This is a genomic window from Brevundimonas sp. (assembly GCF_035626975.1).
Lineage (GTDB): Bacteria > Pseudomonadota > Alphaproteobacteria > Caulobacterales > Caulobacteraceae > Brevundimonas.
In genome coordinates, this window is sequence record NZ_DASPMQ010000006.1 from 110,339 (window position 1) to 123,698 (window position 13,360).

Sequence of the window (13,360 nt, forward strand, 5' to 3'; positions counted from 1 at the left end):
CCCGCCGCGCGCGCGGCTCACCCTCCCGGCGTCGGGGCCGGCTCGGCGACCGCGCGGAACGGGCTGACCTGAATCCGGCCACCGCAGGCGGTGAAGCTCTGGACCAGGGTCGCGGGGGAGGTGTCGCCCGGCGCGATCGCCCGGACACGGGCCGCGGTCGGACAGACGGTCTCGCCCTGGGCCTCGTTGGGGATCACCGTCCAGGCCAGGTCGAAGAAGGCCTTGGCCTGCGGCTGGAGGATGACCGGCGCGGGCGCCTGGCCGGAGCGCAGATAGGCGCCCGGATTCTGTTCGGAGCGAACGGTCGTCAGGGTGCGGCCCCGGGCGTCCTGCAGCGTCACCGTCGGATAGCCGGTCAGGCCGCAAACCTGGCCGCCGACGTTCTGCACGCCGACGATCGTCAGCCGATGGCCCATCCCGGCGTCGCCGCCGTCGGCCGACAGCTTCAGCTGCGGTCCCCTGCACGGCGTGACGGCCGGCGGCAACGGTCCGCCCGGCAAGACGTCGGGGGCCGGGACCGGGCCGGGAGCGATCGGGCCGGATGAGGGCCGGCTGCACCGCTCCAGCACCGCGATCCCGACGTCCTGGTTGGGTCCGAGACGGCTGAGCGTCGCAGCTTCCTGTCCGGTCGCGGTCGCGGTCTGCCATTCCATGCCCGAACCGATGAAACGCGCGCCCGAGGCGGCCTGGACCGTGCGCAGGACGTAGGCCTGGCCCTTGTAGGTCAGCTGGGCGGTGGCGGTGTCCGGATAGGCGACCGTCACCGACTGGCCGCTTTCGCAGGCGTAGCTGACCGGCGGAGGCATGGGCCCGGCGGGCGCCGGCGTCGGCTCGACCGGAGCGGTCGGCGGGGCCTCGGCCTCCGGAGTGCAGCCGGCGGCAGCGGTCAGCGCCAGGGCCGAGACGATCGTGCAGGCGGTGGAAAGGCGGCGCATTTGAGCTCCACAGTTGGGTTGGACAGCTAACGCCGGCCAACGGCAAAGGCTCCGCTTGTTCAGCGCCGGTCGTTCAGGCCGTCAGGACCCGCGGCAGTTTGAAGGTCACCGTCTCGCGCTCGCCGGCGTCCTCGATCACCTCGGCGTCGAAGCGGGCGCGCACGGCCTCGACCAGCGCCTCGATCAGCGGCTCGGGCGCGGAGGCGCCGGCGGTGATCCCCAGGGTGGAGACGCCGTCCAGCCAGGCCCAGTCGACCTGGGTCGCGTCATCGACCAGCCGGGCGTCGCGGGCCCCGGCCCGGAGCGCCACCTCGACCAGCCGCACCGAGTTGGACGAATTCTTCGAACCGACCACGAGGACCAGCTCGCACCCTTCGCCCAGCCGCTTGACCGCCTCCTGGCGGTTGGTGGTGGCGTAGCAGATGTCTTCCTTGTGCGGATCGGGCAGTTCGGGGAAGCGGCGCTTCAGCGCCGCCAGGATTTCACTGGTGTCGTCCACGGACAGGGTGGTCTGGGTGGCGTAGGCCAGCGGCGCGTCGCCCGGACGCTGGAAGGCCTCGGCGTCCTGGACCGTCTCGACCAGGCTGATGGCGCCGGGCGGCAACTGGCCCATGGTGCCGACGACCTCGGGATGGCCGGCGTGGCCGATCAGGATGATGTGGCGGCCGGCGGCGTGGTGCCGCTCGGCCTCGACGTGGACCTTCGAGACCAGCGGGCAGGTGGCGTCGAGGTACAGCATCTCCCGGGCCCGGGCGCCCTCCGGTACGGATTTCGGCACGCCGTGGGCCGAGAAGACGACCGGCCGGTCGTCCGGACACTCGTCCAGCTCGCGCACGAAGACGGCGCCCATGGCCTTGAGCCGGTCCACCACATGGCGGTTGTGCACGATCTCATGGCGCACATAGACCGGCGCCCCGTATTTCCCGATCGCCCGCTCGACGATCTGGATGGCCCGGTCGACGCCGGCGCAGAAGCCGCGCGGCGTGGCCAGACGGACGGTCAGCGGACGCTTTTCGGGGGCCGGGATCGGCGCATGCAGGGTCATGGCCGGAACCTAGTCGTTCGGTCCCCCTGCCGCCACTCCGCTTTGCACCAGCGCGTGTTTGCCGCGCCTCGCTTTAGCCGCTATCAGCAACGAGCGTGCGCTCGGCGTCGGGCTGTCGCGCGCCTCCTCGTTCGTGGAAGAGCTTTCGATGCGTCGCGTCTTCAAGATTTCCCTGGCTTCGGCCGCCGTCGCCGCCGCGTTTTCGGCTTTGCTGGTCCCGCTCGCGGCCAACGCCCAGACGCGCCCGGGCCAGCCGCAGCAGGGCGGGTCCGATCGCGGCGAGAACGCCGACGGCTCGCAACAGAATGCTCGCGACCGGGCGCCGCGCGTCGCGCCGCTGCGCCGCAATGCGGCGGCGGGCCCCTGCCCCTATGTGAAGATCCTGTACGACGCCGCGCGCTACGTCGAACTGACCGGAGAGCGGGTGTCGTCGGCGAACGTCGCCTTCACCGGCGAGATCGAAGGCCTGACCTCGGACTGCGCCTATCAGGGCGCCGAGCCGATTTCGGTGCACACCCGGGTGCTGTTCAATCTCGGCCGGGGCCCGCAGGCCCAGGGCGACGCCCGCACCTACCGTTACTGGATCGCGGTGACCGAGCGGAACAAGGCGGTGCTGGCCAAGGAGTATTTCGACCTGCCGGTGGACTTCGACGGGGCCCAGACGACGTCGGTGACCCAGGACCAGACCATTGTCATTCCGCGCGCCGAAGCGACGACCAGCGGCGACAATTTCGAGATCCTCGTCGGCTTCGACGTCACGCCGCAGATGGCCGAGTTCAACCGGTCCGGCAGCCGCTTCCGCGTCAACGCGGGCACGCAGGCCGCCACGCCGCCGCCCGCGAACCAGTAAATGACCGACCTCAGGACTGTTCTGGGCGAGGCGGTCGGGACCGCCTTCGCCGCCGAAGGCGTGGACGCCGCCCTCGCCCGCGTAACCCCGTCTGACCGGCCCGACCTCGCCGACTTCCAGTCGAACGGGGCGCTGGCGGCCGCCAAGGCGCTGAAGGCCAATCCGCGCGAGCTGGCCACGCGCGTGGCCGAACGGCTGAAGGGCGACAGCCGGCTGGCCTCGGTCGAGGTCGCCGGGCCGGGCTTCATCAACCTGAAGGTCGCGGACCGGACGCTGGCCGCCCGGGCGGCCGAGGTGGCGGCGGACGCCCTTCACGCCGGCGCCTCCATGGTCGCCGCGCCGCGCAAGGTGGTGATCGACTACGCCGGACCGAACGTGGCCAAGCCGATGCACGTCGGCCACCTGCGCAGCTCGATCATCGGCGAAAGCCTGAAGCGGCTGTTCCGATTCCGCGGCGACACGGTGTGGGGCGACGCCCATTTCGGCGACTGGGGCTTCCAGATGGGGCTGCTGATCGTCGCGGTCGGCGACGAGGGCAAGGCGGACGGCTTCATGGCCGACGGCGACGGGCCGTTCCCGGCGGACCCGCCGGTGACGCTCGAGGATCTGGAGCGGCTGTATCCGGCCGCGGCGGCCCGGGCCAAGGAAGACACGGAATTTCGCGACCGCGCCCGCAAGGCGACGGCGGAGCTGCAGGCGGGGCGTCCCGGCTACCGCGCCCTGTGGCGGCACATGCATGACGTCTCGATGGCCGGGTTGCAGCGCGAGTTCGGCACCCTGGGCGTGACCTTCGACCTGTGGAACGGCGAGAGCGACGCCGATCCGCTGATGCCCGAGATGATCGCCCATCTGGAGACGAGCGGCCTGCTGGTCGAGGACGCCGGAGCGCGGGTCGTGCATGTCGCCAGGCCCGGCGAGACGCGCAAGCGCAAGCTGGCCGACGGCAGCGTCATCGAGGCGCCGAGCCCGCCGCCGCTGCTGGTCATCTCGTCCGAAGGCTCGGCCATGTACGGCACCACCGACCTGGCCACGGTGCTGGACCGGCGCAAGGCGATCGATCCCGACCTGGTGCTCTATGTCGTCGACGAACGGCAGGCCGAGCATTTCGAGCAGGTGTTCCGCGCGGCCTATCTGGCCGGCTATGCCGCCGGGGGATCGCTCGAGCATCTCGGCTTCGGCACCATGAACGGGCCGGACGGCAAACCCTTCAAGACCCGCGCGGGCGGGGTTCTGAAGCTGCACGACCTGATCACCATGGCCACCGACAAGGCGCGCGAGCGGCTGCGCGAGGCGAAGCTGGGGGCCGATCTGCCCGAGGCCGAGTTCGACGACATCGCCCGCAAGGTGGCGGTGGCGGCGCTGAAGTTCGCCGACCTGTCGAACAGCCGGACCACCAGCTACGTCTTCGACCTCGACCGGTTCATGAGCTTCGAGGGCAAGACCGGGCCGTATCTGCTGTACCAGGCGGTGCGGATCAAATCCCTGCTGCGCCGGGCGGCGGACCAGGGCGCGACCGCCCGGCCCGTGGCCATCGGCGAGGCGGCCGAGCGCGATCTGGCCCTGACGCTGGACGCCTTCTCGCAGGCCGTGACCGAGGCGTACGACAAGCGGATGCCGCACCTGATCTGCGAGCACGCCTACCGGCTGGCCCAGTCGTTCTCGAAATTCTACGCCGCCTGCCCGGTGCTGGCCGCGCCGGACGAGGCGACCCGGGGCTCGCGCCTGACCCTGTCGAAGGCGGTGCTGGACCAGCTGGAGCGGGCGCTGGACCTGCTGGGCATCGACACGCCGGAGCGGATGTAGGTTACACTGCGCAGCGACAGGAGGGACGTATGTCGCTTGACGCCTATATCGCCGGCCTGCCCAAGGCGGAGCTGCACCTGCATATCGAGGGCAGTCTCGAGCCGGAGCTGATGTTCGAACTGGCGCGGCGCAACGGGGTGGCCATCCCCTTCGACAGCGTCGAGGGGGTGCGGGCGGCGTACGACTTCTCCAACCTGCAGGACTTCCTCGACATCTACTACGCCGGGGCCAACGTCCTCCTGACGGAGGAAGATTTCCACGACCTGGCGCTGGCCTATTTCCGGCGGGCGGCGGCGGACAATGTGCGGCACGCCGAGATCTTCTTCGACCCGCAGACCCACACCGACCGCGGCATCCCGTTCGGCGTCGTGGCCGAGGGCCTGCTGGCCGGGATGCGGCGGGCGGAGAGCGAGCTGGGCGTGACCTCGAAGCTGATCCTGTGCTTCCTGCGCCATCTCGACGAGCATGCGGCGTTCGACGTGCTGCATCAGGCCGGGCCGTGGCTGGACCGGATCGAGGGGGTGGGGCTGGATTCGTCCGAGGTCGGGCACCCGCCGTCGAAATTCCAGCGGGTGTTCGAGCGGGCCGGGCAGCTCGGATTGAAGCGGGTGGCGCATGCCGGCGAGGAGGGACCGCCGGCCTATGTGCGCGAGGCGCTGGACCTACTGCACATCGACCGGATGGATCACGGCAACCGGTCGATGGAGGACGAGGCGCTGATCCAGCGGCTGGCGGCGTCGGGGATGACGCTGACGGTGTGCCCGCTGTCGAACCTCAAGCTCTGCGTGGTCAAGGACCTGAAGGACCATCCCGTGCCGGAGATGCTGCGCCGGGGCCTGCACGTGACGCTGAACTCGGACGATCCGGCCTATTTCGGCGGCTATGTGAACGACAACTACCGCCGGCTGGCCGCGGCGGTCGGACTGACGCGCGAGCAGGTGACGCGGATGGCGCGGAACAGCTTCGAGGGCTCGTTCCTGGACGAGGCGGAGAAGGCGGCGCGGCTGGCCGAGGTGGACGCCTACGCGGCGGTATGAGGCCGCAGGTCAGAGAGCGGACCCGCCGAGGCACGAGCGGGCTCCGGACCTGACGTGTCGACGCAGGTCCGCATCCGCCGCCCGGGCCGTGACGGGCCGGCGCGCCCTCACGGCTGTATGGACGCCGGCGTGATCCGCACCGCGGCGCCGCCGCTGGGGGCCAGCGTCAGGTCCAGGGCGTCCCGGGCGGTCACGGCGCGGGTCGAGATCCGGGTCTGCGCCGGCGCCGCCCCATCGGCGTAAATCGTCGCCTCGAACCTGCCCTCGCCCAGGAAGGCGAGCGGAACGCGGGCCCTGCGGCCGTCCTCGTTGGTCATCGCCCCGATGTACCAGTCGGCTCCCTTGCGCCGGGCCAGGACGATCGACTGGCCGATCTCGCCGGACAGGAAGCGGGTCTCGTCCCAGGTGGTCGGGACCTGGCTGATGAAGGCTGTCTCCGGCTGGCCGCGATAGGCGTCCGGCGTGTCGGCGACGACGGTCAGCGGGCTCTCGTAGACCACGAACATCGCCAGGCCGTGGGCCCGGGTGGTCATCACCGACGGCAGGATGAAGCGGGGCTCGAAGGCTTGCGGCGTGACATTGCGGAAGCCGCCCGGGGTGTAGTCCATCGGGCCCAGCAGCATGCGCGTGTAGGGCAGGGTGACGTTGTGGGTGGCGGTGATGCGCCGCGACCACTTGTTGTACTCCGCCCCCAGGACGCCCTCCTGGGTCAGGAAATGGGGATAGGTCCGCGTCAGGCCGGTGGGGTGGTAGGCGCCGTGCAGATCGACCAGCAGCTGGCGCCGGGCCGTCGCGGCCAGCAGGCGGTGATACCAGTCGACCATCTGCGCGTCGTCGCGGTCCATGAAGTCGACCTTGATCCCGGCCACGCCCCAGGCCTGATAGGTGTCGAGGGCGGCGTCGAACTGGGCGTCCAGCGCCTTCCAGTTGACCCACAGCAGGACGCCGACCCCGCGCTCGCGGCCGTAGGCGACCAGGGCCGGGATGTCGACCTCGGGAGTATGGCGGGTGACGTCGGCGCCGGGCCGCACCTGGCCGCCGCCGCCGGCGCCCATGTACCAGCCCTCGTCGATCATCACATACTGCAGGCCGGCCTCGGCGGCGAAGTCGATGTAGGCCCTGAAGGTGGCGGTGTTCATGCCGCTGCCCGGCACGGCCGCGATCTGGCCGCCGTTCCACCAGTCCCAGGCCGATTTGCCGGGCTTGATCCAGCTGGTGTCGAAACCGGGGTCGGGATTGAGGTTGGTGACCAGGGTCGAGGCGATCAAGTCGCCCGGGCGGTCGGCGATCATCACAACCCGCCAGGGCGTGCGCAGCGGCGAGCCGATCCGGCTGCGCGTGATCACGCCGGGATCGTCGGGCCGGCCCGCCAGCCGCATCTGCAGCCCCAGGCCGCCGTCGCCCTGGGCGGCCAGGTAGAGGCCGGCGTAGTCGCGCAGGTCGGCCTCGGCGATGGCGAAGGCGGGCCCCCGGCCCCCGGTCTCGCAGACCAGGGGGGCGTCATAGGCGTTGTGATCCCGAATCCTCGAGACGGAGATGGGGTCGAACTCGCCTTCGTGGGCATTGTAGAAACGACCCAGGTTCAGTCCCCAGCAGCGGTAGTCCTCAGGAAAGGAGAACAAGGTCGCCTCGTTTGTCAGCCCGACAGCCTCCAGCCCACCGTCGGTCGGCACCGTGTAGCGGAAGGCGATCCCCTCGTCGTAGGCCCGGAAGGTCAGCTGCATCCGACGCCCGGCCCCGCCGGGCTCGGCAAGGTCGAGACGCAACTCGCGCCAGTCGGCCTGCACATGACTGCGCCGGCCCAGCAGCTGGTAGTCGTCGCGGCCGCTGGCGGTCCGGGCGGGCGCGTCGAGCTCGAGGCCAGGCCCCAGCAGCCCCCCCTTGTCCAGCCCCAGGCCCAGGACCGAGGGGGCCAGAATGGCGTGGCCGTCACGATTTACGGCGTAGCGCGGGCTGCCGTCGGCGCCCTGGTCGACCACCACCTCGATCCGCCCGTCGGGCGAGGTCAGCCTGGCGAGCACCTCGGCATGCGCAGCGGAGGCTGAACCGAGGACCAGCAGCAGGACGCCCGGGATCACTGAGAGAAGCCGCATCGGATATTCCAGTCGGAGGTTGACGACGAGGGTGTCAGGCCGGTGGCGGATAACGCGCTGGCGCCTGTCGTGCACCTGCCCGGGCGCAGCGACCACCAAGCCTTCGCTCCGATCTTGAGCTGCCCCCGGTGATCGCCAAAACCCGTTCATTGTTAGCGCTACCAACCCCTCTGACAAAACTATCCCGCAGGCTGGAATTGGACAATCGATTTTTCGAATAAGAAAGATTTTTTATGAGTGGACAATCTTGGCGGTCCTTCCCGACATCCCGCGGCGGCGGCCGTAGCAGCCTTTCCCATAATGGGCGCGTCAGCCGCATCGCCCGCCTCCGTAGCCGAAGACACCCGACCCATCGCCCCCATCTCGCCCACGCTTGACTTCGCACCGGAGTCGGGGCCTAGGTCGCGGCGCTCTCGCGGGAGAGATCGGGCTGTTTCGGCGGACCCGGAGCCGAAGGCGCAACCGCCCCGGAAACGCTCAGGCAAACGGACCGCGAGAACATTCGGACGCTGGAAAGTCGCTCCCAGGAGCGCGCCGACGGAGCAAGGCGGCCCTCCTTTCATTTCTGGAGGGCGCCGGAATCTCTCAGGCTTCAGGACAGCGGGGGCGCGAGGACGGCGGAGCTTTCCGCTTCAACACGCGACTCTGAGGCCGACATGACCGACGAAGTTCTGAAGACCACGCCCCTCAACGCCGCCCACCGCGCGCTGGGCGCCCGCATGGTCGGCTTCGGCGGCTACGAGATGCCGGTGCAGTATGAGGGCGTCCTGGCCGAGCATCGCTGGACCCGCGAGCACGCCGGCCTGTTCGACGTCTCGCACATGGGCCAGTGCAAGATCACCGGCGAGGACGCCCTCGCCCAGTTCGAGCGCTTCGTCCCCGGCGACTATGCGGCGCTCAAGGCCGGCAAGCAGAAATACAGCCTCCTGCTGAACACCGACGGCGGGATCATGGACGACCTGATGGCCGGCAAGCCCGACCACGACGGCCTCTATGTCGTGGTCAACGCCGGCAACAAGGACGCCGACTTCGCCTTCCTGCAAGCCAACCTTGAAGGCGACGCCGCCCTGACCGTGCTGGCCGACCGCGCCCTGATCGCGATCCAGGGACCGGAGGCGGCCGAGGTGATGGTGAAGCACGAGCCGGTTCTGGCCGACTTCGGCTTCATGGAATGCGCCCGGCTGATGATCTTCGGGGTCGACTGCTACGTCTCGCGCTCGGGCTACACCGGCGAGGACGGCTACGAAATCTCGGTCCCGGCCGCGGACGCCGAACGGGTCTGGAACCTCCTGCTGGAGGACGCCCGGGTCAAGCCGATCGGCCTCGGCGCCCGCGACAGCCTGCGACTCGAGGCCGGCCTGCCGCTGCACGGCCACGACATCGACGCGACGACGTCGCCGGTCGAGGGCGCGCTGACCTTCGCCCTGTCGAAGTCGCGCAAGGAGCGGGCCGACTTCAACGGCGCCGACCGCATCCTGAAGGAACTGGCCGAGGGTCCCGCCCGCGTCCGCGTCGGCCTCAGCGTCAAGGAAGGCGCCCCGGCCCGCGAAGGCGCCGAAATCGCCGACATGGACGGCAACCTCATCGGCAAGGTCACGTCGGGCGGCCCCTCGCCGACGCTGGGGCGCAACATCGCCATGGGCTATGTGCCGCCGGCCTTCGCCGACCAGGGCACGGACCTGAAGGTGATCGTGCGCGGCAAGGCCGCCGCGGCCGAGGTCGTGGCCATGCCCTTCGTCGCCCAACGCTACTACCGCAAACCCAAGACCGCCTGACGGCTTCCCGGAGAATAGAGATGCGTTTCACCAAGGATCACGAGTGGGTTCGCCTCGATGGCGACGTCGCCACGGTCGGCATCAGCCGGCACGCCGCCGAGGCCCTCGGCGACGTGGTGTTCGTCGAGACGCCGGACGCCGGCAAGACGGTCAGCCAGGGCGACAGCTTCGCCGTCGTCGAGAGCGTCAAGGCGGCCTCGGACGTCTACGCCCCGGTGTCGGGTGAAGTCGTCGAGGGCAACGCCGCCCTGGCCTCGGCCCCCGAGACCGTCAACGCCGATCCCGAAGGCGAAGGCTGGTTCGCCAAGATCAAGGTCTCCGACGCCTCGCAGCTGGACGCCCTGATGGATCGCGCCGCCTACGACCAGTACCTGACCACCCTTTGATGACGTTCCGACCCGCTGATCAAGAGTCAGCGGGTCGACTCGGCCGTCCTCCCCGGCCCGGAGCTCCCGATGCGCTACCTCCCCCTGACGCCCGACGACCGCTCCGCCATGCTGGCGGCGATCGGGGCCAAGACCATCGACGACCTGTTCGTGGACGTGCCGCAGGCGGCGCGGCGGGAGGGGTTCGTCGACCTGCCGCGCGTGGCGGGCGAGCTGGAGGTCGAGCGGGCGCTGGGGGCGCTGGCGGCGAAGAATACGTCGGCGGGATCCGCGCCCTTCTTCTGTGGCGCGGGAGCCTATCGCCACCACGTGCCGGCGACGGTGGATCACGTGATCCAGCGGTCGGAGTTCCTGACCAGCTACACGCCGTACCAGCCCGAGATCGCCCAGGGCACGCTGCAGTATCTGTACGAGTTCCAGACCCAGGTCGCCAACCTGACCGGCATGCCGGTGGCCAACGCCAGCCTCTATGATGGCTCGACCGCCATGGCCGAGGGCGTGCTGATGGCCACGCGGGTGACCCGCCGCAACAAGGCGGTGATCTCGGGCGGGGTGCATCCGCACTATGTCGCCGCGACCGAGACCGTGGTCCACGCGGTCGGGGTCGAGACCCAGGTGCTGGCGGCCGCCGTGGACGCCGAGGCGGCGGTGATCGACCAGATCGGGCCGGACACCGCCTGCGTCGTGGTCCAGACCCCGAACGTGTTCGGCACGGCCACGGACGTGACGAAGATCGCCGAGGCGGCCCACGCCGCCGGGGCCCTGCTGATCGTGGTGGTGACCGAGGCCGTGTCGATGGGCCTGTTGAAGTCGCCCGGCGAGATGGGCGCGGACATCGTCGCGGCCGAGGGCCAGTCGATCGGCAACGCGCTGAATTTCGGCGGCCCCTATGTCGGCCTGTTCGCCTGCCGCGAAAAGCTGATCCGCCAGATGCCGGGGCGCCTGACCGGCGAGACCGTCGACGCCGACGGGACGCGCGGCTTCGTGCTGACCCTGTCGACGCGCGAGCAGCACATCCGCCGCGACAAGGCGACATCGAACATCTGCACCAACTCGGGCCTGTGCACCCTGGCCTTCACCATCCACATGAGCCTGCTGGGGGAGACGGGGCTGCGGCGGATGGCTCTGCTGAACCACGAGAAGGCCGTGGCCACGCGGGATGTGTTGGCCTCGATCCCGGGAGTCGAGGTGCTGACCTCCCGCTTCTTCAACGAGTTCGCCGTCCGCCTGCCCAAGCCCGCGGCCGGGGTGGTCGAGCAGTTGGCCCAACGCGGCATTCTCGCCGGCGTGCCTTACGGCCGCCTGGCGCCCGGGGCCGGCATGGACGATGTGCTGCTGGTCGCCGCGACCGAAGTCACCACCGACGCAGACATCAGGGGCCTCGCGAGCGCGCTCGGGGAACTGCTCAATGAAGGTTGAGGTCCTCGCGGCGGCGGCTTTGGCGCTCTTCATGAACGCTTGCACAAAGCCAGCGGCGCCAGTGGACATGTCCCGGGCGGCCGCGCTCGTCGGCCAGTGTATGGCCAGCGAGCAGCATATCCTTGAATGGGCCGGTCTCGCCGAATCAGGTCGGATCACCGCGGAGGCAGCCAGCAAGATTGGTCTGGCCGCCAGCGTATGCGCCGACGCCGGGCGCACCATCCGCAGTACTGAGCTCGAGCCGCCATGCGGGGCAGTGACCGCCTATCTGGCAGGCGTAAACGGGGCGCTCGCGACGTATGCCGAGGAGCGCCCGCTCGGCGATTTTGGCCCGAACCTTCCGCCAAGGCCGACATCGGATCAGGTAGCGGCGTGCGGAAACGCCGTCTCGCCCTTCAGCAGCAAGTCCAATCCATGAGCACCATGAACACCATTGGCCGCCCGACGACGCCGAACGCCGTCACGTCCAAACCGGCCACCCTGACGGGCGGCCGCGGCCTGCTGCAGGACGAGCACCTGATCTTCGAGAGCGACGGCTGGGGCAAGACTGGCGTCGACCTGCCGGAGCCGAAGACCGACGGCGGCGATCTGGGCGACCTGGTGCGCAGGGACCCGATCGGCCTGCCCGGCCTCTCCGAGCCCGAGGCGATGCGACACTATGTACGGCTGAGCCAGAAGAACCACGCCATCGACCTGGCCATCTATCCGCTGGGCTCGTGCACGATGAAGCACAACCCGCGCCTCAACGAGAAGATGGCGCGCCTGCCCGGCTTCTCGGACATCCACCCGCTGCAGCCGGTCTCGACGGTGCAGGGCGCGCTGGAGCTGATGGATCAGCTGGCCCACTGGCTGAAGACCCTGACCGGCATGCCGGCGGTGGCGATGAGCCCCAAGGCCGGGGCGCACGGCGAACTGTGCGGCCTGATGGCCATCCGCGCCGCCCATGAGGCGTCGGGCGAGCACCTGAAGCGCCGCAAGGTGCTGGTGCCGACCTCGGCCCACGGCACCAACCCGGCCACCGCCGCCTTCGTCGGCTATACGGTGGTGGAAGTGGCCCAGACCGACGACGGCCGCGTCGATGTGGCGGATCTCGCCGCCAAGCTTGGGCCGGACGTGGCGGCCATCATGGTGACCAATCCGAACACCTGCGGCCTGTTCGAGCGCGACATCCTCGAGATCAGCCGGCTGACGCACGAGGCGGGCGCGTATTTCTACTGCGACGGGGCCAATTTCAACGCCATCGTCGGCCGGGTGCGGCCCGGCGACCTGGGCGTCGACGCCATGCATATCAACCTGCACAAGACCTTCTCGACGCCGCACGGCGGCGGCGGGCCGGGCGCGGGCCCGGTGGTGCTGTCGGAGGCCCTGGCCCCCTTTGCGCCGGCGCCGTGGGTGGTGTCCGACGGCGACGGGTTCCAGCTGATCGAGCGGGCCGAGGGCGAGGCTGAGCAGGCCTTCGGCCGGCTGTGCGCCTTCCAGGGCCAGATGGGCATGTATGTCCGGGCCCTCAGCTACATGATGAGCCATGGCTCGGACGGGCTGCGGCAGGTGGCCGAGGACGCGGTGCTGAACGCCAACTACATCAAGGCCCGGCTGTCGGACCTGATGAGCCCGGCCTTCCCGGATGGGCCGTGCATGCACGAGGCCCTGTTCGACGACGAATGGCTGAAGGGCACGGAGGTGACCACGCTCGACTTCGCCAAGGCGATGATCGACGAGGGCTTCCACCCGATGACCATGTATTTCCCGCTGGTCGTCCACGGCGCCATGCTGATCGAGCCGACGGAGACCGAATCGAAGCAGGAGCTGGACCGCTTCATCACGGCGATGCGGGCCCTGGCCGAAGCGGCGAAGGCCGGCGACGTCGACCGCTTCAAGGGCGCGCCGTTCCACGCGCCGCTGAAAAGGCTGGACGAAACCCGGGCGGCGCGTCAGCCGGTGCTGCGCTGGACGGCTCCGGACGGGTCGAACATCGCCGCCGAATAGACCGGGCCCCCTTCTCGCAACCGCGAAGCAC

Annotated in this window: 11 protein-coding genes and 2 riboswitches; of the genes, 8 read left to right on the forward strand and 3 right to left on the reverse strand. The window is 70.0% G+C overall.

Annotation, left to right across the window (positions count from 1 at the left end):
• Nucleotides 1–17: 17 nt before the first annotated feature.
• Nucleotides 18–935, reverse strand: coding sequence for a DUF4232 domain-containing protein (locus tag VEB62_RS02125; protein WP_324794932.1), 918 nt, complete (start codon nucleotides 933–935; stop codon nucleotides 18–20).
• A 73-nt stretch (nucleotides 936–1,008) separates the two neighbouring features.
• Nucleotides 1,009–1,980 (reverse strand): 4-hydroxy-3-methylbut-2-enyl diphosphate reductase, encoded by a 972-nt coding sequence (gene ispH / locus VEB62_RS02130; RefSeq protein ID WP_324794934.1) that lies wholly within the window; start codon nucleotides 1,978–1,980, stop codon nucleotides 1,009–1,011.
• A gap of 148 nt (nucleotides 1,981–2,128) precedes the next feature.
• Between ispH and VEB62_RS02135 the strand changes: the two genes are divergently transcribed.
• From VEB62_RS02135 to VEB62_RS02145, 3 genes are read left to right on the forward strand one after another with little or no spacing between them, the layout of a single operon-like run.
• Nucleotides 2,129–2,830 carry a Tat pathway signal sequence domain protein gene (locus tag VEB62_RS02135; protein ID WP_324794935.1) on the forward strand — a complete coding sequence of 234 codons (702 nt, stop codon included), beginning with the start codon at nucleotides 2,129–2,131 and terminating at the stop codon, nucleotides 2,828–2,830.
• Nucleotides 2,831–4,633 carry an arginine--tRNA ligase gene (gene argS, locus VEB62_RS02140; RefSeq protein WP_324794937.1) on the forward strand — a complete coding sequence of 601 codons (1,803 nt, stop codon included), beginning with the start codon at nucleotides 2,831–2,833 and terminating at the stop codon, nucleotides 4,631–4,633.
• A gap of 29 nt (nucleotides 4,634–4,662) precedes the next feature.
• Complete coding sequence (locus VEB62_RS02145; RefSeq protein ID WP_324794938.1) at nucleotides 4,663–5,670, forward strand: adenosine deaminase; 1,008 nt, start codon at nucleotides 4,663–4,665, stop codon at nucleotides 5,668–5,670.
• A gap of 107 nt (nucleotides 5,671–5,777) precedes the next feature.
• On the opposite strand, the gene VEB62_RS02150 is transcribed toward VEB62_RS02145, so the two are convergent.
• The gene (locus tag VEB62_RS02150; protein WP_324794940.1) at nucleotides 5,778–7,763 is read right to left on the reverse strand and encodes a glycoside hydrolase family 97 protein; all 1,986 of its coding nucleotides are present in this window, start codon (nucleotides 7,761–7,763) and stop codon (nucleotides 5,778–5,780) included.
• Between the two features lie 406 nt (nucleotides 7,764–8,169).
• Nucleotides 8,170–8,266, forward strand: a riboswitch (glycine riboswitch).
• Nucleotides 8,267–8,270: 4 nt separating this feature from the next.
• A riboswitch (glycine riboswitch) is annotated at nucleotides 8,271–8,366 on the forward strand.
• 53 nt (nucleotides 8,367–8,419) lie between these two features.
• Here VEB62_RS02150 and gcvT point away from each other — a divergent pair.
• From gcvT to gcvPB, 5 genes are all read left to right on the forward strand, one after another.
• Nucleotides 8,420–9,538 carry a glycine cleavage system aminomethyltransferase GcvT gene (gene gcvT, locus VEB62_RS02155; RefSeq protein ID WP_324794942.1) on the forward strand — a complete coding sequence of 373 codons (1,119 nt, stop codon included), beginning with the start codon at nucleotides 8,420–8,422 and terminating at the stop codon, nucleotides 9,536–9,538.
• 20 nt (nucleotides 9,539–9,558) lie between these two features.
• Nucleotides 9,559–9,924: a glycine cleavage system protein GcvH gene (gene gcvH / locus VEB62_RS02160; protein ID WP_324794944.1), complete on the forward strand. Its 366-nt coding sequence runs from the start codon at nucleotides 9,559–9,561 to the stop codon at nucleotides 9,922–9,924.
• 69 nt (nucleotides 9,925–9,993) lie between these two features.
• A complete protein-coding gene (gene gcvPA / locus VEB62_RS02165; protein WP_324794946.1) occupies nucleotides 9,994–11,343 on the forward strand; it encodes an aminomethyl-transferring glycine dehydrogenase subunit GcvPA in 1,350 nt (449 codons plus the stop codon).
• The gene (locus VEB62_RS02170) at nucleotides 11,333–11,761 is read left to right on the forward strand and encodes a hypothetical protein (RefSeq protein WP_324794948.1); all 429 of its coding nucleotides are present in this window, start codon (nucleotides 11,333–11,335) and stop codon (nucleotides 11,759–11,761) included. Before gcvPA ends, VEB62_RS02170 begins: the two co-directional genes overlap by 11 nt.
• Entirely contained in the window at nucleotides 11,758–13,329 is a 1,572-nt protein-coding gene (gene gcvPB, locus VEB62_RS02175) for an aminomethyl-transferring glycine dehydrogenase subunit GcvPB (protein WP_414641972.1), read from the forward strand. Before VEB62_RS02170 ends, gcvPB begins: the two co-directional genes overlap by 4 nt.
• The last annotated feature ends 31 nt before the right edge of the window (nucleotides 13,330–13,360 follow it).

Excerpts from the sequence above, each read along its gene's own strand:
- VEB62_RS02125 (WP_324794932.1), bottom strand. The coding sequence starts at position 935 with ATGCGCCGCCTTTCCACCGCCTGCACGATCGTCTCGGCCCTGGCGCTG.
- ispH (WP_324794934.1), bottom strand. The coding sequence starts at position 1,980 with ATGACCCTGCATGCGCCGATCCCGGCCCCCGAAAAGCGTCCGCTGACC.
- VEB62_RS02135 (WP_324794935.1), top strand. The coding sequence starts at position 2,129 with ATGCGTCGCGTCTTCAAGATTTCCCTGGCTTCGGCCGCCGTCGCCGCC.
- argS (WP_324794937.1), top strand. The coding sequence starts at position 2,831 with ATGACCGACCTCAGGACTGTTCTGGGCGAGGCGGTCGGGACCGCCTTC.
- VEB62_RS02145 (WP_324794938.1), top strand. The coding sequence starts at position 4,663 with ATGTCGCTTGACGCCTATATCGCCGGCCTGCCCAAGGCGGAGCTGCAC.
- VEB62_RS02150 (WP_324794940.1), bottom strand. The coding sequence starts at position 7,763 with ATGCGGCTTCTCTCAGTGATCCCGGGCGTCCTGCTGCTGGTCCTCGGT.
- gcvT (WP_324794942.1), top strand. The coding sequence starts at position 8,420 with ATGACCGACGAAGTTCTGAAGACCACGCCCCTCAACGCCGCCCACCGC.
- gcvH (WP_324794944.1), top strand. The coding sequence starts at position 9,559 with ATGCGTTTCACCAAGGATCACGAGTGGGTTCGCCTCGATGGCGACGTC.
- gcvPA (WP_324794946.1), top strand. The coding sequence starts at position 9,994 with ATGCGCTACCTCCCCCTGACGCCCGACGACCGCTCCGCCATGCTGGCG.
- VEB62_RS02170 (WP_324794948.1), top strand. The coding sequence starts at position 11,333 with ATGAAGGTTGAGGTCCTCGCGGCGGCGGCTTTGGCGCTCTTCATGAAC.
- gcvPB (WP_414641972.1), top strand. The coding sequence starts at position 11,758 with ATGAGCACCATGAACACCATTGGCCGCCCGACGACGCCGAACGCCGTC.